Raw genomic sequence first — 22480 nt, forward strand, 5'->3', positions numbered from 1 at the left:
GAATCCATAATGCAATTCGAAAGAGTAGTAAAAACCGTATTTTTAGGACTAGCGTTTGCAGGCTTAGCCGCTTGTAGTTCAAACAACACCAGCGATAGTGATGTGAGCGAGCAAGATAAAGCAGGCGGTGTTGTTATTGAAGATAGCACCACTGGCGAAGGCCAAACAAATGGCGGTGTTGAAGTGGGTGCAGTAGACCCTGTACTAAGTGCTGAAGAAGAAGAGCGTCAGAAAGCCGCTGAACTTCGTCAAAGCCAAGTGGTTTACTTCGAATTCGACCGTTCAGACATTCGTGATGAGTTTGCTGAAATTTTAGAAGCGCATGCGAGTTACTTACGTGACAACCCATCAGTTACAGTACTTATCGAAGGCCATACCGATGAAAAAGGCACGCCTGAGTACAACATCGCTTTGGGTGAGCGTCGTGGTAAAGCTGTATCAAAGTACCTACAAAGTTTAGGTGTGTTGGCGTCGCAGATTTCTATTGTTAGCTACGGTGAAGAAAAGCCAGTAGATAACTCTCATACCGACGCAGCTATGGCTAAGAATCGTCGCGCTGTGTTAGTTTATTAATACGCTTGATTGTGTAGAGTAATTTATGAAACTTAATATGATTACGGCTACTTCTGTAGCCGTTTTATTTTCAGCCCAAATCCACGCCGCTGCGCCAGTAGAAGAAGCGGGTGCAAGCTCCGCTAACACCGTTGCAAACAACTCTGTGGCTCTGTCTTCGAGTAATCTTACTATGGAGCAGCGCATAGAGCGTTTAGAACGTATGTTACAGGCGCGTAACCAGGTTCAATTAGACTTGCAAAACCAGGTTGAAGATATGTCGGATAGCATGTCGACAATGGTAGGGCAGTTAGAGCAAAGTAATTATCAGATAGAGCAGTTGATCGAGCGTCAGCGTGAAATTTACCAAGAGTTAGATCGTCGCTTTGCCCAACTGCAAGCTTCACCAATTACTGCTAAAGCCGCCACTGAGGCTGCTCCTGTGGCAGCAGGTGAAGACCAAGCCTACGATGCGGCTGTTGCATTAGTGATGCAAGATAAAGACTACGATGCAGCTATTCCTGCATTTCAAAGCTTCATCAAGGATTATCCAAAATCTAGTTACGCACCAAATGCGCATTATTGGCTAGGCCAGCTACAATATACTCGTGGACAGCGTGATCAAGCGTCTGAGCAGTTTAATAAAGTTGTTAACGATTATCCCGATTCTAATAAGGTGGCTGAGTCATTGTTAAAATTAGGTATCATTGCCCAATTTCAAAATAACAATGCTGAAGCAAAATCACTGTTTACTCGGGTAGTTAAAGAGCATCCAAACACTGCAGCTGCGGGTTTGGCGCAAACGCGTTTAGCTAAGTTGTAGTCTAAGTTTTAGCAAATAAAGTTCAGTAAATTCAAAATTCTGTACAAACAAGAAGCTGGTTGCTTATTTGCTGAACGCTTAGAAAAAAAGATTCAAATTACTGTTGCACAACAGTCTTAAATCCGTATCATAGGCCGCCGTTGAGTCAGGCCAATTACGCAAGAAAATTGAAGCGGATTTGACAGAAGTTCAGAGCGGGTTGTTAGCTCAGTTGGTAGAGCAGTTGACTTTTAATCAATTGGTCGAAGGTTCAAATCCTTCACAACCCACCACTTTGATACTTCGCTGTAATAGAATTTATGGGTTGTTAGCTCAGTTGGTAGAGCAGTTGACTTTTAATCAATTGGTCGAAGGTTCAAATCCTTCACAACCCACCACTTCTATTACCACTTTAGTGGGTCGTTAGCTCAGTTGGTAGAGCAGTTGACTTTTAATCAATTGGTCGAAGGTTCAAATCCTTCACGACCCACCACTATTTTGAAATGTTATGGGTTGTTAGCTCAGTTGGTAGAGCAGTTGACTTTTAATCAATTGGTCGAAGGTTCAAATCCTTCACAACCCACCACTTCTTCGTTTCAAAATAAGCATTAACAGTAATGGGTTGTTAGCTCAGTTGGTAGAGCAGTTGACTTTTAATCAATTGGTCGAAGGTTCAAATCCTTCACAACCCACCACTGCTGTTGTTGCGAATCTTATCTACGGGTTGTTAGCTCAGTTGGTAGAGCAGTTGACTTTTAATCAATTGGTCGAAGGTTCAAATCCTTCACAACCCACCATTTTCTGTTGTTGTTCGCTAATATCTCATCTAATTCTTTAGTCCAATAGCTGCCATTAGCCTACATCGCAGTGTATAATACTCGAACTATTTTTATCTCAGATGTAGTTATGCAACAGCTCGAATATTTTAACGAATCAATTTACCCATTTCCTCCTAAGCCTGCTCCACTTGATGCTAAGCAGCGCGCGGTGCATAAAGAGCGCATTAAGCAGTTGCTAATAGAGCAGGACGCGGTGTTGGTTGCTCATTATTATACTGATCCTGAGATCCAAGCTCTGGCAGAAGAGACAGGAGGCTGTGTAGCCGATTCTTTAGAAATGGCTCGCTTTGGTAATAACCATCCTGCTAAGACTCTGCTAGTAGCTGGTGTGCGCTTTATGGGCGAAACCGCTAAGATCTTAACCCCAGAAAAAAAGGTCATTATGCCTACACTGGAAGCGACCTGTTCGCTAGACCTAGGCTGTCCTGAAAAAGAGTTTTCTGAGTTTTGTGATGCTCACCCTGACCACACTGTTGTGGTTTATGCCAACACTTCAGCAGCAGTTAAAGCCAGAGCTGACTGGGTGGTAACCTCGAGCATTGCGGTAGATGTGGTAGAGCATTTAGATGCCGAAGGTCATAAAATAATCTGGGCTCCAGATAAGCACCTAGGTGGTTATGTGGCGAAACAAACTGGTGCCGATATGTTGTTGTGGCAGGGGGCTTGTATTGTTCACGATGAGTTTAAATCCAAGGCCTTGCAGCAACTTAAACAACAATATCCAGACGCTGCTGTACTGGTTCACCCTGAGTCACCAGAAAGCGTTGTGGCGATGGCTGATGCGGTGGGTTCAACTAGCCAACTAATTGCTTCAGCGCAAAGCCTACCGCATAAAAAGCTAATTGTTGCAACCGACAAAGGCATCTTCTATAAGATGCAGCAAGCTTGCCCGGATAAAGAAATGATTGAAGCACCTACCGGTGGCAATGGCGCTACCTGTCGTTCATGTGCCCATTGCCCGTGGATGGCGATGAATGGTCTAAAGGCTATTGAAGAAGCTTTGGTTGATGCCAGTGGTAAAGAAGTATTTGTAGATGAGGCGCTAGTAGATAAAGCGCTAATACCGCTAAATCGTATGCTTGGTTTTGCCAAGAATAACAAGATAAAGGTTAAAGGCAACGCATAAGCTTTGTCACTATTACTAAAGCCAGCACTTGTTGCTGGTTTTTTTGTGTCTGACAGATACCCATATAAAAATATCTATTAATGTTTTTATCATCAATAATGGTTTGCTATAATCTTTGGGTTTTGTGCCTAATAACTAGCAGAGAAGTAGATGAGAGTTGAAACAGATATAAAGCTGGGTTTTAAAGACGTTTTAATCAAACCCAAGCGCTCTACCTTAAAGAGCCGTTCTCAGGTTGTACTAGATCGGAAGTTTACCTTTAAACACACAGGCAGTCAATGGGAAGGTGTGCCTGTTATTGCGGCTAACATGGATACCGTAGGGACTTTCGGTTTAGCCAAAGCCTTAGCCGAACATCGAATGATGACTGCAGTTCATAAGCATTACACCATTGAGCAATGGGCGCAGTTTTTAGCCAGCATGTCTGCTGATAAGATTAAATACTTGATGGTAAGTTGCGGCACGTCGGATGCGGATTTTGAGAAAACCAAACAAATCTTGGCATTAAATAGTAATTTGCAATTTATATGTGTTGATGTTGCTAATGGATACTCAGAGCACTTTGTTGGTTATGTACGCAAGATGCGTGATACTTTTACCGATAAGGTTATCGTAGCGGGTAACGTTGTAACTGGTGAAATGGTTGAAGAACTTATTCTAAGCGGTGCTGACATTGTTAAAGTAGGCATTGGTCCAGGCAGTGTATGTACTACACGTGTGAAAACGGGTGTTGGTTACCCACAACTTTCTGCGATTATTGAGTGTGCCGATGCTGCTCATGGCCTTGGTGGTCAAATTGTTGGTGACGGTGGCTGTACTCAAGCTGGCGACGTAGCCAAAGCGTTTGGTGGCGGTGCTGATTTCGTTATGCTGGGCGGAATGTTAGCTGCTCACGAAGAAAATGGCGGTGAAGTTGTAGAAGAAAATGGCAGTAAATTCATGAAGTTTTACGGCATGAGTTCACAAACGGCTATGGACAAACACACTGGCGGTGTTGCGGAATACCGTGCGTCGGAAGGTAAAACAGTATTGCTGCCGTATAAAGGCAGCGTACAACTTACCGTTCAAGATATTCTTGGCGGCGTTCGTTCTGCATGTACTTATGTAGGAGCGTCTGAGCTTAAAGAGCTGACTAAGCGCACTACCTTTATCCGTGTGCAAGAGCAAGAAAACCAAGTGTTTGGCATTACTAAAGTGTAGTTCTTAAACGCTGAAAAATTTAAAGCCCTAGGTGTAATGCTTAGGGCTTTTTTGTTAAGTAATGGTTTGCTGTAAGCAATGAGAATGGCTGGGAGCCAGACGGATAGGCGATTGAGTAATGGCCGTTTCTACACAAATAAACTGGCGGTAGTCGCTAACATCATCCATTTGATTGGCTAACTGTTCACCTGGGTTCCAAACAACTACGCTGTCATTACCGCTGTGATGAATGTTTAAGGAATGTTCACCATTAGAGATCAAGTTGCTATTTGCTGACTGTAAATAAATACGATCCGTTTCTTCACTAAGCTTAAAACCATCAGATTCTGTCGAAACTTTTTGGCTTAAAGCATCAAAATATTGGGTTCCAAGTGATCCGATGTGTAGTTTTTTTACATCTGTAATGAAATAACTGTGCAAGGCACCAGTAAATTCAAAATCGTGTTGGCTGTTATTTTGGGTGTCTAAATCTATACAAAGTTCGTTCGTAAAGTTAAACAAGCAAGTCAATATAATGCCTGGAACAGAGCTGTGGTTTAGGCTTAAACGAACGGAGCAGTTATCTTCGCTGGTATTAATTTCATCTAAAGACCAAAGGCTGGTTCTGGCAAAACCGTGCTTAGGAAGGCTTTCATCGCCTAGATTGCCAAAGCGAGGCCAACAGATGGGAACTCCGCCTCTAATAGCTTTTCCTAACGTAAACTGACTATCATCACTTAACCAAAGCGTTTCTTTACCTGGGTTGGGGCGGTAGGAAACAAGATGAGCGCCTTGCTGGGCGATGAGTGCTTTCGCTTTGGGGTGATCAATCCAATAAAATACCATGCCTTCGGCATTGCTAACTTCAAACACTGCGTTATCTATTTGCTTAACAACTTTAAGCTTCAGCTTTTCTAAGATCATGATTTTTACCTATAAAAAAAGCGACCCTAAGGTCGCTTTATTATTCTAGCTAGTAGCTACATATCTTATTTAGAGATGTGAGCGATTAGGTCTAGAACTTTGTTTGAGTAACCGATTTCGTTGTCGTACCAAGATACAACTTTAACGAATTTGTCAGTTAGTGCTACACCAGCTTTTGCATCAAATACAGATGTTTGAGTTTCGCCGATGAAATCTTGAGAAACAACTTGGTCTTCAGTGTAACCAAGTACGCCAGCCATTTCGCCTGCAGAAGCGGCTTTCATAGCAGCACAGATTTCTTCGTAGCTAGCAGCTTCTTTTAGGTTAACGGTTAGGTCAACTACAGAAACGTTAGCAGTAGGTACGCGGAAAGCCATACCAGTTAGTTTGCCGTTTAGCTCAGGAAGTACAACACCTACAGCTTTAGCAGCACCAGTTGAAGAAGGGATGATGTTTTGAGAAGCACCACGACCACCGCGCCAGTCTTTAGCAGAAGGACCGTCAACAGTCTTCTGAGTAGCAGTAGTAGCGTGAACAGTAGTCATAAGACCAGATTCAATGCCCCACTTGTCGTTTAGTACTTTAGCGATAGGCGCTAAACAGTTAGTAGTACAAGAAGCGTTAGAAACGATATCTTGACCCGCGTAAGACTCTTGGTTTACGCCCATAACGAACATAGGAGTAGCGTCTTTAGAAGGACCAGTTAGAACTACTTTTTTCGCGCCAGCAGTGATGTGCTTACGAGCAGTCTCGTCAGTTAGGAAGATACCAGTTGCTTCAGCAACTACATCAACGCCAATTGCGTCCCACTTAAGGTCTTCTGGGTTACGCTCAGCAGTAACGCGTACAACGTTACCGTTTACTACCAAGTTACCGTCAACTACTTCTACGCTGCCGTTGAAGCGACCGTGAGTTGAGTCATACTTAAGCATGTAAGCCATGTATTCAACGTCGATTAAGTCGTTGATGCCTACTACTTCAATGTCGCTGCGCTCAACAGAAGCACGGAATACGAAACGTCCAATACGGCCAAAACCGTTAATACCAACTTTAATTGTCATAGTGATACCTAATGTTCCAAGTGTTAACAGATGTAGAAATTGGTTGTAAACTTACAACATTTTTAAAATTGGTCAAGTTCAATCGCCAATTAATTTGCGCGATATCAATTAATGGTTTAAAAATGAGCAAGCTAACATTTGCAGAAAGAAGTATTAGCTCAGAAGTAAAAAAAAACAATCAATATCACTCAATCTCAGATAAAATTAATTTAGCGAAATTTGTGCTAGATCGATAAATCGAGCGGTAGGATGAGTACAATACACGCGCTAAAAAAACAATAATTAGTTAGATAAAAGCAATAACTCGGGAAATGTTATGTCAGATCAAATCATTGAACAGTTGGTAAAGCTTCGCGGCATTGAAACCAGCTACGTAGATGCTTGGGGAAGTCCGGCGCAAGTCGTACCTGAAAGCAAATCGAAACTGTTAAGAGCGTTAGGTTACCCTGTAGACGATGCAGAGCAACTAGCACAACGCTATGAAGAAGATGTACTAAATTACTGGCAAAAAGTTATGCCAGTAGTAAAAGTAGTACGTGTAGCTTCTGAATATCCATTAGAGATCCGTGTTCCTATCGAGTTAGCTAATAAAGCATTTACTTGGAAGTTAAAAACAGAGCAGGGTGAAGAATTCAAAGGGCAGATTACTCCAGTAGATGGCGAGTTAATCGAAGCCCACGCTATTAATGATGTTGAGTACCAAGCTTACATTGTTAACTTATGCTTAGAGTTACCTATCGGTTACCATAGCTTGAGCATCTCTCTTAAAGGCGGCCGCAAAGTATTAGCAGAAACGCGCTACATTGTTGCTCCTCAAGCTGCTTATATTCAGCCAAAAATTGCTAACGGCAAAAAAGTATGGGGCCCAAGTGTACAGTTATACTGCCTACGTACAGAAACTAACTGGGGTATCGGCGACTTCTCAGACTTACAGGTACTAGTTAAAAACATTGCCGAGCGCGGTGGTGATTTTGTAGGTCTAAACCCGATTCACTCTCTATACCCAGCTAACCCAGAAGCGGCTAGCCCCTACAGCCCGTCTTCACGTCGTTGGTTGAACATTGTTTACATAGATGTTGAAGCTATCACAGAGTTTGCTAACTCAGACGCTGCAGCTTTAGTGGCTAGCGGTGCTTTCCAAAACCGCTTGGAACAGTTACGCAGCAGTGAGTGGGTAGACTACACCGGTGTAACGGAAGCAAAACTTGAAGCACTTAAACTTGTATTCAAGCAGTTCCAAACTATTCAGAAAGGTCGCACTAAACGCGCCAACGCTTTCCGCAGCTTTATTAAAGAGGGCGGTGAAAGCTTACAAGCTCAAGCAACTTACGATGCGCTACAAGCTCACTTGTACGATAGCATTGGTAATGCTTGGGGTTGGCCAGCATGGCCTGACGAGTACAAAGAGTACCACCTACCAGCGGTTGCTGAGTGGGTAAAAGCTAACCAAGACGCTGTAGATTTCTACTTATGGTTACAGTGGATTGCCGACGAGCAACTAGCAGCAGTAGATGCAGTAGCCAAAGAATCTGGTATGGCAATGGGCTTATACCGCGATTTAGCAGTAGGTGTGAGCGAAGGCAGCGTTGAGATTTGGGCAAATGGTGATTTGTATTCTCTTGATGCAAGTGTTGGTGCTCCGCCAGATATTCTAGGTCCACTTGGTCAGAAGTGGGGCTTGCCTCCAATGGACCCTGCAGTGCTAGAAGAGCAACAATACCAACCAATGGTTGATTTGTTCCGTTCTAACATGCGCTCATGTGGTTCTTTACGTATCGACCACGCAATGGCGCTATTGCGCTTATGGCTAGTGCCGGTTGAAGATTCTGCTGATAAAGGTGCTTACCTTTACTACCCAATTCAAGATCTGCTAGGCATTTTGGTGCTAGAAAGTCACCGTAACCAATGTTTAATTATTGGCGAAGACTTGGGTACTGTACCTGACGGCATCTTTGAAGTTCTTCAAGAAAACGGTGTTCACTCTTACCGTATTTTCTTCTTTGAACAAGCTGAAGATGGTGGCTTTATCTCACCAGCGCATTACCCAGAGCAAGCAATGTCTGCGGTAACCACTCACGATATGCCAACCTTACGCGGTTTCTGGCATTGTGATGATTTAGCGCTAGGTCGCGAGTTAGGCATTTATCCAGACGAAGAAGTGCTGCAAAGCCTTTACCAAGATCGTCATGAGAACAAGCAGAAGCTGCTAGATACCTTGCACGGTCACCAAAGTATCCCAGAATACATCTCTCGCGATGTAAACTGGGTAGGAATGGATAAAGGCCTTAATTACGGTATTCAAGTTCACATGGCAAAAGGTAGCTGTAACTTGTTATCTGTTCAGTTAGAAGACTGGATGGAAATGGACAAGCCAGTTAATGTACCTGGTACGTCAAGCGAATATCCAAACTGGCGTCGTAAGTTAACTTGGAACTTAAGTGACTTGTTTAACAACCATGACGTACAGCATTTAATGCACTCACTAACTGATGCTCGCAACAAAGTAAGCAAGTAAATTTGATGCATTTATAAACAAGCGCTCTTCGGAGCGCTTTTTTTTGCCTATGAAAATGTTTTCTATCTCACTTTACTACTGATTAATTGAGAAAAGCTCGAAGAGTTGCGCTAACCTAAGCATTAATGACCAAATCCCCTTATTCTCAGGACGTTAAGGTAAGTAAATAATGAAACAATCTTTGTCTTCTCAGGTTTCTAAATTAGTTCAACAATTGTCCAGCGTGCGTTTAGGTGAACCATTTAATGCTCTAGGTTTAAACGCAAAAGCCAAAGGTAAAGGCTTAGTGTTAAGGGCTTGGCAACCTGATGCAAAAGCGATAACTGTGATGTCGCTAAATGGCGAAGTTTTGGGAACAATGGGCCAGTTATCTCCGCAAGGTCTTTTCGAATTAGAGTTTGATGCTGAAGAACATTTCTCTTACCAGTTAGAAGTTGAATACGCCGACAGCAAACTAACAGTAATAGACCCTTATCAGTTTACCGATGTAGCTTACGATGGCTTAGCCACTATGACTCACGCGCCGCAAAACCTTTATCAGGTATTAGGTGCGCAGGTTAAATCCATAGAAGTGGATGGTGTACAAGTAAAGGGTGTGCGCTTTGGCGTATATGCTCCTAGTGCATCAAGTGTGAGTTTAATTGGTGATTTTAACCATTGGGATGGTCGACGCCTGCCGATGCAGCGTTCTTTGGATGGTCATTGGGTATTATTTGTACCGGGCTTAGATTCGGGCACAAAGTACAAGTATGAGTTAAAAGATCGTCACGGTCATTCCTTACCACATAAAACTGACCCAGTAGGCTTTAGTTCAGAACAATACCCATCTTTTGCCTCAGTGGTTTGGGATCATGACCAATACCACTGGAACGACGAAGAGTGGATACGCTCGCAGAATAACGATAAACGTCATCAACCAATGAGCGTTTATGAAGTGCACTTAGGTTCTTGGCGTCGCAAGATTGAAGACACTGGGAATAACTACCTAAGCTACCGTGAGTTAGCGGTTGAGTTAGTGCAATATGTAAAAGAAATGGGCTATACCCATATAGAAGTATTACCAGTTTCAGAGTTCCCATTTGATGGTTCTTGGGGTTACCAGCCTATCGGTTTGTTCGCGCCTACTAGCAGATTTGGTAATCCTGATGATTTCAAATTCTTAGTCGATCAATGTCACCAGAATGGCATAGGCGTTATTGTTGATTGGGTTCCTGCCCACTTCCCAAGTGACTCTCATGGTTTGGCACAATTCGACGGTACTCATTTATACGAGTATGAAGATCCGCGCCGTGGTTGGCACAACGATTGGAATTCATACATCTATGACTTTGGCCGCGATAATGTACGCCAATTCTTAGTTGCCAGTGCGTTAATCTGGTTAGACAAATTCCACGTTGATGGTTTGCGTGTAGATGCTGTTGCTTCAATGCTCTACTGGGATTACTCACGAGAAGAAGGTGAGTGGGTACCAAACGTAGATGGTGGAAATCATAACTACGAAGCCATTAGTTTACTTAAGTGGTTTAACGAAGAAGTGTATAGACAATATCCTCATGCTATGACCATTGCTGAAGAATCTACGGCATTTGCTGGAGTTTCTCGCCCAACCTTTACTGGCGGCTTAGGTTTTGGTTTTAAGTGGAATATGGGATGGATGCATGACTCATTAGACTATATGCAAAAAGACCCAGCGTTTAGAAAGTACCACCATAACGAAATTACCTTTGCCATGGTTTATAACTATGACGAGAATTTCGTTTTGCCTATCTCTCATGATGAAGTTGTTCACGGAAAAGGTTCGTTACTAGGGAAAATGCCAGGTGATGAATGGCAACAAGCCGCTAACTTGCGCGCTTACACCGCATTTATGTACGCGCACCCAGGCAAAAAACTTAACTTTATGGGGAATGAGATAGCCCAGGCGAGTGAGTGGAATCATGACTCAAGCCTTGAGTGGAACGTATTGGAGTTTCCAAAACACAAAGGGCAGCAGGAGTTAGTTAAACAACTAAACAAAGTGTATCGCGAGCACCCAGCAATGTTTGAAGGTGATTATGATACTCAAGGTTTCGAGTGGATTGATCACGACGACTGGGAAAAAAGCGTGTTGGTATTTCAGCGTAACGCTTTAAATAGTCAACAAAAAGTGATTGTAGTGAGTAACTTTACCCCAGTTCCTCGTAACAATTATCGTTTGGCAGTACCAGAGCAAGGTCGTTACCGAATCATTTTGAACTCAGATTCAGAAATGTACTGGGGCGGTAACTACGATGCTGGTATTGAATTTCAATCTGAGGCTATTGCTAGCCACGGACGCGAAAATTCTGTGATTTTAAACTTGCCACCGCTATCAACATTGTATTTAATCAAAGTAGATTAAATACATTGTTTATAACCCCTCGCTGGAGCGAGGGGTTAATAAGGTTTGCATGTCTACAAAAAGTCAATTAAAGCCTTTGCCTTTTAGCCTGAGCCAATTTCAGGTTTCCCCTGGAAGCGACTATCCTCTCGGCGCTACTCTCGACGAAAACGGATGTAATTTTGCCATTCATGCCAGTGATGCTAAGCATATTGAGTTGTGCTTATTCGACGAACATGAAAATGAAGTTTCACGCCTAGTTTTACCTGGTAAGCAAGGCGGTATCCGATTTGGTTACGTGAAGGGTATCAAGGCCAATCAATATTACGGCTATCGTGTTTTTGGTGCTTATCAACCAGAGCATGGCAGTTGGTTCGATCCAAGAAAACTCATTTTGGACCCCTACGCAAAAGCTATTTCCCGGCCACTGATATGGGATAGCAAAGCCTACCAAGAAGATAATGCAGACTTAATACCTAAGTGTATTGTCTGTGATGATCATTTTGATTGGCAGGGAGTGACTAAACCCAATGTAGACCGCCAAGATATGGTGTTATATGAAACTCACGTTAGAGGGTTTAGTAAGCTAAATACGCAAGTTGCCGAGCAACATCGTGGTAGCTATTTAGGTGTATCAGATTCTGCCAGCATTAAGCACTTAAAAGCCTTAGGCATTACCTCCGTTCAACTGTTGCCTACTGCAGCGTTTATGTCTGAGCCTAGATTGAAGGGCCTAGGTTTAAGTAACTATTGGGGGTATAACCCAATATTATTTATGGCGCCTGAGCCTCGTTACGCAAAATCAAACGCCTTAAAAGAATTCAAAACCATGGTGCGAGAGTTACATCGCAATGGGATTGAAGTGATCTTGGATGTAGTGTTTAACCATACTGCAGAGTCTGGCGATGATGGTCCAACCCTGTGTTATAGAGGGCTCGACAATAAGCACTATTACCTATTCGAACGAATTGGTGATAGCCCTGATTATAGCCAATACGCTAACAATACCGGCTGTGGCAATAGTGTTAGCTTAGATCACCCGGTTAGCTTGAGGTTAGTACTCGACAGTTTACGTTACTGGGTAGAAGAAATGCAGATTGATGGTTTTAGGTTTGACTTAGCCGTAAGCCTTGGCCGTGAGAACAATCATTACACTAACCAAGCAGCATTTTTCAAAGCGGTGGCTCAAGACCCTATTTTGTCGCGGGCGAAGATGATCGCAGAACCATGGGATATTGGGCCTAACGGTTACCAACTAGGTCACTTTCCAGAACGCTGGATGGAATGTAATGACCGGTTTAGAGACACTAGCCGAGGATTTTGGAAAGGTGAGCATGGCTTACTGGGCGAAATGGCGACCCGCATTATGGGTTCACGTGACCTGTTTTTAGCCAGTCGTCGGAGTATCCATACCAGTGTTAACTATATTTGCTATCACGATGGTTTCACTCTAGAAGACCTAGTTAGCTATGAGCAGCGCCATAACAATGCAAATGGTGAAGAGAACCGTGATGGTCATGGACATAATATTTCAGCCAACTACGGTGAAGAAGGGCGAACTAAAGACAAAAAGATTTTAGCTTTACGTCGTAAACAAAAGCGTAATTTACTCGCAACGCTAATGTTATCTCAAGGTGTACCGCATTTTCTGGGTGGTGATGAACTTAGCCGAACTCAGCAAGGCAATAACAATGCATATTGTCAAAACAATGAAATAAGTTGGTTTGACTGGAACCTAGACCGTGATCAGAAACAGTTCTTAAACTTTTGTCAGCAACTTATGGCACTTCGTAAACGTTCTCGTGTTTTTCATTATTTACAGTTAGAAAATGACAGTTACGAGAAATGTCATTCACAGTTGCATGGAGTGCGTTGGTATCGCCACGATGGTGAAAATATGCACCAAGAAGATTGGCATCAATCTCATGGTTGGGCTGTGGCAGTAGAAGTAAGAAATCTTCGAGAAGCTAAAGAACGCTGGTTATGGATTATCAATGCCAGCGCTCATGACATTGATTTTGTCATTCCAACTGTTGAGGGTAAAACAATTTGGTGTCAACAAATGGATACCGCACATGAACAAGCCATATTCGAAAAGAAACTTCGAGGTGTAAGTAGTGTCAAACTTAAAGCAAAATCAATGTTATTGTTGGAACAAGTAAAATCGTGAGTAAGATTGTAAAAGACGAACAAGAATGGCATGCCTTGTTAGGTGAAATGGCCTTCCAAGTAACCCGAAAAGGGGCCACAGAGCGACCATTTTCTGGAACTTTGTTACACAATAAACAGCAAGGTGTTTATCATTGTGTTTGTTGTAATCAGCCGTTGTTTAGCTCTGAATCAAAATTTGACTCGGGCTGTGGCTGGCCGAGTTTCGATAAAATAGCTGAGAGTAGGGTTGTCACCTTTGTAAGAGACCAAAGCCATAATATGGAGCGTATTGAGGTACGCTGTAGCCAATGTGATGCTCATTTAGGGCATGTATTTAATGATGGTCCAACAGAAACTGGCGAGCGCTACTGTATCAATTCAGTAGCGCTTGATTTTACCGCAGAATAAAACTCAATTATAAACGGTATTGTCTTTTTTCTATTTGTTCAAAGATAATACCGGCTTCTTCTTTCAATACCTTTTGTTGCTCTTCCGTTAGCTTTAACTTGTGGTTTAGACCGGAGTAGTCTTGTTTACTGTGGTCTTCAAATAACGCTGCTACTTGAGCCCACAAATAGGCATGGCGGTAATCTTTTAGCGTCATGTATTGAGAAGTAATCGCTTCAGCATATTTAGCAGGTATGGTTTGTTCTTCCTTGAAGAGCTTAAAGGTATTTTGCAGTATGTTGATGGTCTTTTTCGCGTCTTTACCACTGTAGTAAATAGCCAATGTCCACTGTAGGTCCGGATGCTGAAGTTGACCTGAGCCCTCTAAAGCTAGAAAACGTTGTTGAGCTGCTTCGTCTCGAAATTGAGTCCAGTGATACATAGACAAAAAAGGATAGTCCGAATCTTTAGTTTCAGCTTCTAAGCGTTCAAGCTCTTCAATTGAAGTTAACAAACCTATAACGCGTTGAGTTTTACGAGACTTGTCGTATTTGGGTTCTATGCTGGCTGCTAGCTCTATGCAAAAATTGTAGTCTCGGTAGTTTTTAATCAGTTGGTATTGGTTGATTTCACTCACTTCGTTCATTTCATTGAAGCGACTAATGATCACCCCATTACGTTCTTTTTTACACCAGCCATCGCGGTTTAAGTCTTCACACAATTCTGGGTTACTTTTACAAATGCTTTTAACTGAGCGACTACCAAAGCCGAATAAATCAAATCCTGTGTCGCAACCACTTAGTACCAGAGGTAACACTAAAAAAAAGCTATAGCCAAATGGCTTTACTAAAGACAAATCATTTCCCTGAATTCAATTTATACAATGCTTTATACGGCTAAGACTACCATAATTATTTTCCATATAGCTTCTCCTAATTTTCCCGATTAAGCTAAGTGCTCAGAATATAGCTTGGCAGTGTTGTGCCGGTTTGTTAGTGTTTCCATAACATTATAGGAGTGATAAATGGATGTAGATAAATTGTTGGCCGCAATTAGCCCAGAGATATACCAAAATATGCTAACGGCGGTTGAAACGGGGCGCTGGCCTGATGGCAAGCTGGTAAGTGATGAGCAGCGAGACCATACCCAGCAAATGGTTATCTTGTATCAGTCTAAACACAATCATCAGCCCCAACATTTTACCGTGGGAACTGATGGCGAGTTAGTGATGAAATCCAAGCAAGAGTTAAAACGTCAGTACAAAGAGGAGCAAACTATTATTAGTGTTCCCCAAAACGAAAGTTAGATAGTAATCTCGCCTCGAATATCTTGACTCAGCAATTCCCGGATCCGCTGGCTAGGTAGATTTTTACTTAGCAAGTAATGCAATTTAGCCAGTGCTGCTTCGGTTGTCATATCACCTCCACTTACCACTCCAGCTTTTGCTAACGCGTTACCAGTTGCATAACCGCCCATATTTACTTTACCGGTTAAACATTGGCTAAGGTTAATAACGATAATGCCCCTATCACTGGCATTCTGTAACTGCTCTAACATAGTTTGATGTTGCGGAGCATTACCTACACCATAACTCAGCAGTATTAACGCTTTAACGGGTTGAAGTAACAAATTGCCTATTACTTCCGTTGATATACCAGGGTAGAGACTAACCACCCCTACAGGCTGTGGCACGATGGGACTGATTTGCAGTGCGCTTATACCTGTTGGGCGAACTTGTCCGGTGACGACTTCAATGTCAATTCCCGCTTTTAATAGAGGCGGGAAGTTTGGCGACATAAAGGCATCGAAGCCATCCGCATGCGCCTTGGTGCTTCTGTTTCCCCGCAGCAACTTGTTGTTAAAGAACAAGCACACCTCATGAACTGGGTAATAAGCCGCAAGATACAAAGCGTTTAGTAGGTTGGTTTGACCATCTGAACGCAATTCACTGAGTGGTATTTGCGAACCGGTAACAATTACGGGTTTGCTTAAGTTTTCCAGCATAAAGGAAAGGGCTGAGGCTGTGTAAGCCATGGTATCGGTGCCATGTAGTACCACAAAGCCATCGTATTTTTCGTAGTTCGCTTGAATATCCTCAGCAATTAGTTGCCAATGCTGTGGATCCATATCTGCGGAGTCTATAAGAGGAGAAAATTCGTGTACCGTGAATTCTGGCATTTCATCGCGCTTGAACTCAGGCATTGCTTCTAGACAATCGCTCATGAAACCGGCAACGGGAACGTAGCCTCTTTCGCTACGTTGCATACCTATGGTGCCGCCAGTATAGGCGATATATATTGATTTTCGATTCATCAGACTATAATTCAAAGAATTTTTGAAATTATAGTCTGATGTTTCCCTAAAGTAATTAGCCGTTTATCTTTATTTGGTTTTGCTTAGTATTGTTCGCACACCGCACAAAAGCTGTATTGACCAAGTGGATCGTTAAATTTTTCGATTTCTGGTGCTTGTTCCGCGAATTGACTGATTAAATGCCAATTGGGGATATTCTTGGTAAGCGCTGCGTTTAGCTGACTATCAAAAAACTGAGCAATTATGCGCTCCCTCGGGTTAAGCGGTGGGCTTAGAGTTTTAACTTGGTAACTCTCAAGTTGGTTTAGTTCAGCGGCATATTCGATAGCGTCATTCAAATCGCCCAGTTGATCAACTAAGCCATTGTCTAAGGCATCTTGTCCAGTCCAGATTCGACCTTCTGCAATGTTTTCCATTTTAGGCATTTCTATTCCCCGGCCTGCTGAAACTAAAGACAAGAAATCGTGGTAACCGTGCTCTACGTTCAGCTGAATGATTTCTGCCAGTTCCTCAGGTAAAGCTTGAAATGGGCTAATTTCTGCAAGTGGGCTCGTTGCATAGCCATCGCTATTAATTCCTAGTTTTGCTAAGGCATTTTCTAAAGTCGCAAACATGCCAAAAATACCAATTGAACCGGTAATTGTTGTTGGGCTAGCAAAAATTTGATCAGCCGTTGACGATATCCAATAGCCACCACTTGCAGCAACACTGCCCATAGAAACAACGACTGGAATGCCTTTCTCTTGAAGTTGCTGTAATTTGTCACGGATAAGCTCAGAAGCAAATGCGCTACCGCCAGGGCTATCAACACGCATAACTACCGCTTTTATCTGCTCATCGTCAAAAGCTTGATTGAGTTGAGCCAGCACGGTATCGGCAGCAATTACTTTTTCCTGCCCTCTACCACCTACAATGGCGCCTTGTGCCACAATCAATGCAATTTTGTTTTCACTTGTCGGTTCATCTGGCAAGGTGTGTAGGTATTCGGCATAGTGGCGCGCTTGATAGCTGTCACCTTCATCATTGTCACCGAAAGTATCAATTAGTATTTGTTTCGCTTCAGCGCGAGTCGCTAGTTGGTCTACTAAGCCAAACTTTTCTGCATATCTTGCGCCGTCGCCATCAACGGTTTTTAAACGTTCCAGTAAAGCACTAGGCTCTGGCATCAAGTGCTGAGCGGCTAACTGACGGTTATCTGCCACAGTATCGAGATAAGCCGACCAAAGTTGCTCCATCCAGCGAGCTAAATCCTGTTTGGCTTCAGCTGACATGTCGTTACGCAAGTAGGGTTCAACAAAAGACTTGTGAGTGCCTACACGAAATACATGAGTGGTAATGTCTAATTTGTCGATGGCATCTTTAAAGAACAAGCGGCGCGAATTCATGCCGCGCATCAGTACTGCACCTTTGGGGTTCAAAAGCAGCTGATCAGCATAGCTCGCCAAGTAGTATTGGTGTTGATCATAGTAATCTGCATAAGCAATAACTGGCTTGTCACTGTCTTTAAACCTTTCTAATGCTTTACCAATAATTGCTAGCTTGGTCTGACTAGTATTTGGCATTGCACCAAGCTCTAGTACTAAACCTGTGATGTTGCTGTCTATTCTTGCTTCATCTATGGCCTTCACCACATTGTGTAGGTCGATTTCTTTTTCAGTAGTGTTTCCAAGTAGTTCGTTACTTAGCTCTGCCATAGGGTTTACCCGCTGGCGTTGCTCGACTATTTGACCATCTAATACCAGTCTAAGTGCTGCAGCACTTGGTGGTTCCACGGGTTCTTGACTGACACTGCTTAACGCAAAGATGACCATCACAACCATAAACAATAGAAACAAATTAACTAATAGAGAACGTATGAAATTTAACGTACGCCAGAAAAAGCGAAATATGTTTTTAATTAATTTAAACACTGTGGGTCACTTAATAATGTCAACAATAACTAAACGTTACCATAGTCATATAAAACAGGCACCTGCAAATATTTAAACAAATGTTTGAAACAAAGGTTTGGTTTGTATACTCTATTAACAGTTTCATAACATCAACAATGGATTGAGGTTACACAGATGACCAAGTACCCACATTTATTAGCGCCATTAGATCTCGGTTTTACACAACTACAAAGCCGGGTATTAATGGGGTCAATGCATACCGGTTTGGAAGAAGAGAAGGGTGGTTTTGAAAAGCTGGCTGAATTTTATGCTTTAAGAGCAAAAGGTGGGGTTGGGCTAATTGTTACTGGCGGCATTGCGCCAAACTTTAGAGGCCGTTTAGCACCAAATGGTTGCCAGTTAAGCTTTCCTTGGCAAGTAAAAAAGCACCGAACTATTACCGAAGCCGTGCATAAAGAGGGCGGAAAAATTGCGCTACAAATATTGCATGCAGGCCGTTATGGCTACCATCCATTTAATGTTAGTGCCAGTAAAATCAAAGCGCCCATTTCGCCATTTAAACCCAAGGCGATGAGCGAAAGACAAATTAACAACACCATTAAGGATTTTGCTAATAGCGCTAAATTGGCTAAACGCGCTGGTTATGATGGTGTCGAGATCATGGGCTCGGAAGGCTATTTAATTAACCAGTTTATTTGTGCAAGAACTAATCAAAGAACTGACGCCTGGGGTGGTAGTTACCAAAATCGCATTAAACTTCCGCTAGAAATAGTTAAGAAAACGCGCGCCATGGTTGGCGAGGATTTCATCATTGTATTTCGTTTATCGATGTTAGATTTGGTTGAAAAGGGAAGTACTTACGAAGAAGTAGTTACCTTGGCAAAAGCGCTAGAGAAAGCTGGCGTTACAATTCTCAACACCGGTATTGGCTGGCACGAAGCAAGGGTACCTACTATCGCAACCAGCGTTCCACGGGCCGCATTTGCCTGGGTGACTGAACAAATCAAACAACACGTTAGCATCCCTATGGTTGCTGTTAACCGAATAAATACACCGGATGTGGCTGAAAATATCCTGCGCTCAGGTCAAGCAGACATGGTGTCTATGGCGAGACCCTTATTGGCTGACCCAATGTTTGTTGAAAAAGCCAAAAATAACCAAGCTGCCCTTATCAATACTTGTATTGGTTGTAACCAAGCCTGCTTAGATCACGTATTTAAACAGCAGCGAGCTAGCTGTCTAGTTAACCCGCAAGCGTGTTACGAAACAGAGCTCACTTTTGATAAACAGGCAGCAAGCAAAACTATTGCGGTAGTTGGCGCGGGTCCGGCTGGCTTAGCATTCTCTTGTTATGCAGCTGAGCGAGGTCACAAGGTCACTATCTATGATCAAGGCTCACAAATCGGCGGGCAGTTTAACTACGCAAAACAAATACCGGGTAAAGAGGAATTTTACGAAACTCTACGTTATTTTGCTAATCGGATAGAACAATTGGGCATTAGCCTCAAACTAGAAACCAAAGTTGATGCGCCAATGCTGGCAGCATTAGATGTGGAAGAAGTAGTCATAGCTACCGGGATCTCTCCACGAACTCCTCCTATTGAGGGTATTGAGCATAGCAAAGTTTATAATTACTTAGATGTGTTAAGAGATCATAAAGAAGTCGGGGATAAAGTCGCTATTATTGGTGCCGGCGGAATTGGTTTTGATGTTGCTGAGTATTTGGTAGAGCAAAAGCCTTCTTTATCAACCAACGTAGGACGATGGCTCGACAATTGGGGTATTGATAGCAGCATGGCAGAAGCTGGCGGACTAAAAGAGCACAATAATCACCCAGCTATGCGCAAAGTATATTTGTGCCAACGTAAGGCTAGTAAAGTGGGTAAAAACCTAGGTAAAACGACCGGTTGGATCCACCGTGAAACTTTGAAGAAAAACCAAGTAGAAATGCTTGCTGGTGTCGAGTACAAAAAGGTTGATGATCAAGGCTTACATATTTCGGTAAACGGAAAGGATTCAGTTCTTGAAGTAGACCATGTAGTGGTGTGTGCTGGTCAAGAACCACTTCGGGTTTTACATGATGATCTCACCGCGCTTGGGGTAAATTCTCACCTTATCGGCGGCGCAGACGTCGCAGCCGAGTTAGATGCAAAACGAGCGATTCGTCAAGGGGCTGAGCTAGCCGCGCTTATTTAGCCTAAGCCATTGTTGAACTAAAGCTGCTGTTTGCTTGGGGTTTTTCTTAACCCAATCTTGCAGTTGTTTTAGTTGTTGCTGACGTATTTTGCTTAAATGTTGATGCCGCTCTAAAACCATTTCAAAAGCACCTAAACCGACTATTACACTGCTTTACTTTTAACATAAATGGCGCACAATGGCGCTATATTTACGTGGTTAAGGAAAACAATGAAAGCCTTAGATTTATTACTAAATCGTCACTCTTGCGCACGCTTAGCTGCACCTGCACCAGAAGGTGCAGAGTTAGAAACCATTTGGAACGCAGGTCTTAGAGCACCGGATCATGGGGGCTTAAGCCCTTGGCGATTTATACATGTTAGTGGTGAAGGTTTATCGAAACTTGCTGGAATTTTTGAACAAGCAGCCTTAGCAGAAGGCGGTGATGCAGAAAAAGCTAAAATAATGCCGTTTCGCGCTCCCTTAATTACCATTGTTATTGCTTCTCCGAAAACCCATTCAAAAGTACCAGAAATAGAGCAGGTATTATCAGCAGGGTGTGCGGTACATGCGATGCAAATGGCGGCTTACGCCCAGGGATATAACGGTATTTGGCGCACCGGTCCTATGGCTTATAGCTCGATCGTAAATCACGAGTTAGGTCTAGCAGAACACGAGTCTATTGTTGGGTTTTTGTATCTAGGTAGCCCACAAACTAAGGTGAGTAAAACTCGTGAACTACCATTCAAAGACTATGTAAGCTGGTTATAAGACCTTATGGTAGCAGCGCGCTTATACTACGTTCATGACCCAATGTGCTCTTGGTGTTGGGGCTATAAATCTACTTTGATTGAACTTGAGCGCTTGTTGCCTGAGAACATCTCGCTAGTTTATCTTTTGGGTGGCTTGGCTGTAGATTCAGATATAGAAATGCCAGCAGAGATGCAGGCATTTTTGCAGCAAACTTGGCGAAAGATAGCTAATCAGTTGGGGACTCAATTCAATTATCAGTTTTGGGAGCTAAATACACCTAGGCGTTCTACCTATCCCGCCAATCGAGCAGTTCTTGCGGCAAAACAGCAGGGCGCTGAGAAAGCGATGATAAATGCGATTCAACAGGCCTATTACTTAGATGCGAAAAACCCTTCAGATTTATCTGTGTTATGTAACTTGGCTGAAAGCTTACATTTAGATCTGGAAAGATTTACGGCTGATATTGGCAGTGAAAAACTCAATGCTGATTTACTCAACGAAATTCAGTTCTCTCGAAGTATGCCGATCCAAGGATTCCCGTCTTTAGTATTGGAGAAGGGGGGTCACTATTATCCGGTAGGTTTAGATTATAAAAATGCCCAAGCTAGCCTTGAGCATATTCAACAGTTACTGGCTTAAATACCTAGTTCGTCAAGTAAATCTTGATCAATGGTTTGCGCAACGTCTTTAGGCTCTTGCTCTGCTTTCTTCTGCGAGGCGGCTTGCTCAATAAGATCATCCGGGTCAACATCGTCTTCTGTTTCAAACTCATGAAGTTTAATAAATTCGGTTTTATCCATGGCGAGCTCAAGATAGAAGATGTTGTTCTTGGCAGTTGTGAAGGTTACTCGTCTTGCTTGAGGGCGGTCCAAGTTAGTATCAATTGAGATTAATACTTGCTTGTTTAAAGCTAACATTTTGGGTTGGTTTTGAGTAAGCGAGGTTTGTAACTCTTTACCTACAACACCAGTAAAATAACCCACCATCTGATTCATTAATTCACCCATTACATTACCCACTTCGTCGGCGGTATGTTGCTGAGCGAGTTCTGATTCTGGAATGCCCATGTGCAGCATGTAATTACGGTAAATTTCCATTGCAGCATCTGCAGTAAAGTTAATCACCACTAAACCAGAGAAGCCACCATCAAACAGAACAAAACAGCCAATGTCGGGCTTTAAACAGGTCTTGTTTATCTTTTGCACCATGGCAGAGTATTTAATGTCGCTGGCGGTTGCTTTGCTTAATACGTTAGTTACCGAATTACACAATGTAAGCAATACGTCTTCGGTGGTAACAACTTTTAATTTTTTCATGTAAATCCTTTTTAACTACTTCGCGGCAATGCCGTGGTAATGGGCTTAAGTATGGATGAGGAATACAATGCTGTATAGCTTTGATTGCTATGGGATATGCGGTAAAGAGTTCGAGTGTGAGGACGATCGAGAAATA

At 42.8% G+C, this 22480-nt stretch carries 18 protein-coding genes and 6 tRNA genes; 18 read left to right on the forward strand and 6 right to left on the reverse strand.

Going from position 1 to position 22480, the window contains the following annotated elements:
* Positions 1-9 precede the first annotated feature (9 nt).
* The 10 genes from pal (at position 10) to K5609_RS10230 (ending at position 4519) form a co-directional block, all read left to right on the forward strand.
* A complete protein-coding gene (gene pal, locus K5609_RS10185; protein ID WP_016403008.1) occupies positions 10-573 on the forward strand; it encodes a peptidoglycan-associated lipoprotein Pal in 564 nt (187 codons plus the stop codon).
* Between the two features lie 25 nt (positions 574-598).
* Positions 599-1375 (forward strand): tol-pal system protein YbgF, encoded by a 777-nt coding sequence (ybgF, locus tag K5609_RS10190; protein WP_016403007.1) that lies wholly within the window; start codon positions 599-601, stop codon positions 1373-1375.
* Between the two features lie 196 nt (positions 1376-1571).
* A tRNA-Lys gene (locus K5609_RS10195) sits at positions 1572-1647 on the forward strand.
* Between the two features lie 29 nt (positions 1648-1676).
* Positions 1677-1752 (forward strand) — tRNA-Lys (locus tag K5609_RS10200).
* 19 nt (positions 1753-1771) lie between these two features.
* Positions 1772-1847: transfer RNA gene (locus K5609_RS10205), tRNA-Lys, on the forward strand.
* 17 nt (positions 1848-1864) lie between these two features.
* Positions 1865-1940 (forward strand) — tRNA-Lys (locus K5609_RS10210).
* A gap of 33 nt (positions 1941-1973) precedes the next feature.
* Positions 1974-2049, forward strand: a tRNA-Lys gene (locus tag K5609_RS10215).
* Between the two features lie 26 nt (positions 2050-2075).
* Positions 2076-2151: transfer RNA gene (locus tag K5609_RS10220), tRNA-Lys, on the forward strand.
* Between the two features lie 109 nt (positions 2152-2260).
* On the forward strand, positions 2261-3319 hold the full coding sequence (gene nadA, locus K5609_RS10225) for a quinolinate synthase NadA (RefSeq protein WP_221077055.1): 1059 nt from the start codon (positions 2261-2263) through the stop codon (positions 3317-3319).
* Positions 3320-3469: 150 nt separating this feature from the next.
* Entirely contained in the window at positions 3470-4519 is a 1050-nt protein-coding gene (locus K5609_RS10230; protein ID WP_221077056.1) for a GMP reductase, read from the forward strand.
* A 54-nt stretch (positions 4520-4573) separates the two neighbouring features.
* Here the strand turns inward: K5609_RS10230 and K5609_RS10235 are convergent, their stop codons facing one another.
* Together K5609_RS10235 and gap are read right to left on the reverse strand one after the other, a co-directional pair.
* Entirely contained in the window at positions 4574-5422 is an 849-nt protein-coding gene (locus tag K5609_RS10235; protein WP_221077057.1) for a D-hexose-6-phosphate mutarotase, read from the reverse strand.
* A 65-nt stretch (positions 5423-5487) separates the two neighbouring features.
* Complete coding sequence (gap, locus tag K5609_RS10240; RefSeq protein ID WP_221077058.1) at positions 5488-6483, reverse strand: type I glyceraldehyde-3-phosphate dehydrogenase; 996 nt, start codon at positions 6481-6483, stop codon at positions 5488-5490.
* A 316-nt stretch (positions 6484-6799) separates the two neighbouring features.
* On the opposite strand from gap, the gene malQ reads away from it, so the two are divergent.
* The 4 genes from malQ (at position 6800) to msrB (ending at position 13916) form a co-directional block, all read left to right on the forward strand.
* On the forward strand, positions 6800-8998 hold the full coding sequence (malQ, locus tag K5609_RS10245; RefSeq protein WP_221077059.1) for a 4-alpha-glucanotransferase: 2199 nt from the start codon (positions 6800-6802) through the stop codon (positions 8996-8998).
* Positions 8999-9167: 169 nt separating this feature from the next.
* Positions 9168-11378, forward strand: coding sequence for a 1,4-alpha-glucan branching protein GlgB (gene glgB, locus K5609_RS10250; protein WP_221077060.1), 2211 nt, complete (start codon positions 9168-9170; stop codon positions 11376-11378).
* Positions 11379-11427: 49 nt separating this feature from the next.
* On the forward strand, positions 11428-13527 hold the full coding sequence (gene glgX, locus K5609_RS10255; protein ID WP_221077061.1) for a glycogen debranching protein GlgX: 2100 nt from the start codon (positions 11428-11430) through the stop codon (positions 13525-13527).
* On the forward strand, positions 13524-13916 hold the full coding sequence (msrB, locus tag K5609_RS10260) for a peptide-methionine (R)-S-oxide reductase MsrB (protein ID WP_221077062.1): 393 nt from the start codon (positions 13524-13526) through the stop codon (positions 13914-13916). The genes glgX and msrB overlap by 4 nt, the downstream gene beginning before the upstream one ends.
* 7 nt (positions 13917-13923) lie before the next feature.
* Here the strand turns inward: msrB and K5609_RS10265 are convergent, their stop codons facing one another.
* The gene (locus tag K5609_RS10265) at positions 13924-14751 is read right to left on the reverse strand and encodes a DUF2989 domain-containing protein (RefSeq protein ID WP_221077063.1); all 828 of its coding nucleotides are present in this window, start codon (positions 14749-14751) and stop codon (positions 13924-13926) included.
* 168 nt (positions 14752-14919) lie between these two features.
* Between K5609_RS10265 and K5609_RS10270 the strand changes: the two genes are divergently transcribed.
* On the forward strand, positions 14920-15201 hold the full coding sequence (locus K5609_RS10270) for a YeaC family protein (protein WP_221077064.1): 282 nt from the start codon (positions 14920-14922) through the stop codon (positions 15199-15201).
* Here K5609_RS10270 and ansA read toward each other — a convergent pair.
* Together ansA and sppA are read right to left on the reverse strand one after the other, a co-directional pair.
* Positions 15198-16208, reverse strand: a complete 1011-nt coding sequence (gene ansA / locus K5609_RS10275) for an asparaginase (RefSeq protein ID WP_221077065.1) — start codon at positions 16206-16208, stop codon at positions 15198-15200. The two genes, K5609_RS10270 and ansA, sit on opposite strands and share 4 nt — an antisense overlap.
* A gap of 83 nt (positions 16209-16291) precedes the next feature.
* Positions 16292-18118 carry a signal peptide peptidase SppA gene (gene sppA, locus K5609_RS10280; RefSeq protein WP_221077066.1) on the reverse strand — a complete coding sequence of 609 codons (1827 nt, stop codon included), beginning with the start codon at positions 18116-18118 and terminating at the stop codon, positions 16292-16294.
* A 156-nt stretch (positions 18119-18274) separates the two neighbouring features.
* On the opposite strand from sppA, the gene K5609_RS10285 reads away from it, so the two are divergent.
* The 3 genes from K5609_RS10285 to K5609_RS10295 all read left to right on the forward strand — a co-directional run bounded on the left by K5609_RS10285 (position 18275) and on the right by K5609_RS10295 (position 21667).
* Positions 18275-20296, forward strand: coding sequence for an oxidoreductase (locus K5609_RS10285; protein ID WP_221077067.1), 2022 nt, complete (start codon positions 18275-18277; stop codon positions 20294-20296).
* Between the two features lie 210 nt (positions 20297-20506).
* On the forward strand, positions 20507-21046 hold the full coding sequence (locus tag K5609_RS10290) for an NAD(P)H nitroreductase (protein ID WP_221077068.1): 540 nt from the start codon (positions 20507-20509) through the stop codon (positions 21044-21046).
* 6 nt (positions 21047-21052) lie between these two features.
* Positions 21053-21667 (forward strand): DsbA family protein, encoded by a 615-nt coding sequence (locus K5609_RS10295; RefSeq protein ID WP_221077069.1) that lies wholly within the window; start codon positions 21053-21055, stop codon positions 21665-21667.
* Here the strand turns inward: K5609_RS10295 and K5609_RS10300 are convergent.
* A complete protein-coding gene (locus K5609_RS10300; protein ID WP_163134998.1) occupies positions 21664-22344 on the reverse strand; it encodes a DUF3334 family protein in 681 nt (226 codons plus the stop codon). The genes K5609_RS10295 and K5609_RS10300 overlap by 4 nt on opposite strands.
* Positions 22345-22480 lie beyond the last annotated feature (136 nt).

It is taken from the genome of Agarivorans aestuarii (genome assembly GCF_019670125.1).
GTDB lineage: Bacteria > Pseudomonadota > Gammaproteobacteria > Enterobacterales > Celerinatantimonadaceae > Agarivorans > Agarivorans aestuarii.

What these genes read in the sequence shown, in the direction of transcription:
- pal (WP_016403008.1), top strand. Translation starts at nt 10, where the DNA reads ATGCAATTCGAAAGAGTAGTAAAAACCGTATTTTTAGGACTAGCGTTT.
- ybgF (WP_016403007.1), top strand. Translation starts at nt 599, where the DNA reads ATGAAACTTAATATGATTACGGCTACTTCTGTAGCCGTTTTATTTTCA.
- nadA (WP_221077055.1), top strand. Translation starts at nt 2,261, where the DNA reads ATGCAACAGCTCGAATATTTTAACGAATCAATTTACCCATTTCCTCCT.
- K5609_RS10230 (WP_221077056.1), top strand. Translation starts at nt 3,470, where the DNA reads ATGAGAGTTGAAACAGATATAAAGCTGGGTTTTAAAGACGTTTTAATC.
- K5609_RS10235 (WP_221077057.1), bottom strand. Translation starts at nt 5,422, where the DNA reads ATGATCTTAGAAAAGCTGAAGCTTAAAGTTGTTAAGCAAATAGATAAC.
- gap (WP_221077058.1), bottom strand. Translation starts at nt 6,483, where the DNA reads ATGACAATTAAAGTTGGTATTAACGGTTTTGGCCGTATTGGACGTTTC.
- malQ (WP_221077059.1), top strand. Translation starts at nt 6,800, where the DNA reads ATGTCAGATCAAATCATTGAACAGTTGGTAAAGCTTCGCGGCATTGAA.
- glgB (WP_221077060.1), top strand. Translation starts at nt 9,168, where the DNA reads ATGAAACAATCTTTGTCTTCTCAGGTTTCTAAATTAGTTCAACAATTG.
- glgX (WP_221077061.1), top strand. Translation starts at nt 11,428, where the DNA reads ATGTCTACAAAAAGTCAATTAAAGCCTTTGCCTTTTAGCCTGAGCCAA.
- K5609_RS10270 (WP_221077064.1), top strand. Translation starts at nt 14,920, where the DNA reads ATGGATGTAGATAAATTGTTGGCCGCAATTAGCCCAGAGATATACCAA.
- ansA (WP_221077065.1), bottom strand. Translation starts at nt 16,208, where the DNA reads ATGAATCGAAAATCAATATATATCGCCTATACTGGCGGCACCATAGGT.
- K5609_RS10285 (WP_221077067.1), top strand. Translation starts at nt 18,275, where the DNA reads ATGACCAAGTACCCACATTTATTAGCGCCATTAGATCTCGGTTTTACA.
- K5609_RS10290 (WP_221077068.1), top strand. Translation starts at nt 20,507, where the DNA reads ATGAAAGCCTTAGATTTATTACTAAATCGTCACTCTTGCGCACGCTTA.
- K5609_RS10295 (WP_221077069.1), top strand. Translation starts at nt 21,053, where the DNA reads ATGGTAGCAGCGCGCTTATACTACGTTCATGACCCAATGTGCTCTTGG.
- K5609_RS10300 (WP_163134998.1), bottom strand. Translation starts at nt 22,344, where the DNA reads ATGAAAAAATTAAAAGTTGTTACCACCGAAGACGTATTGCTTACATTG.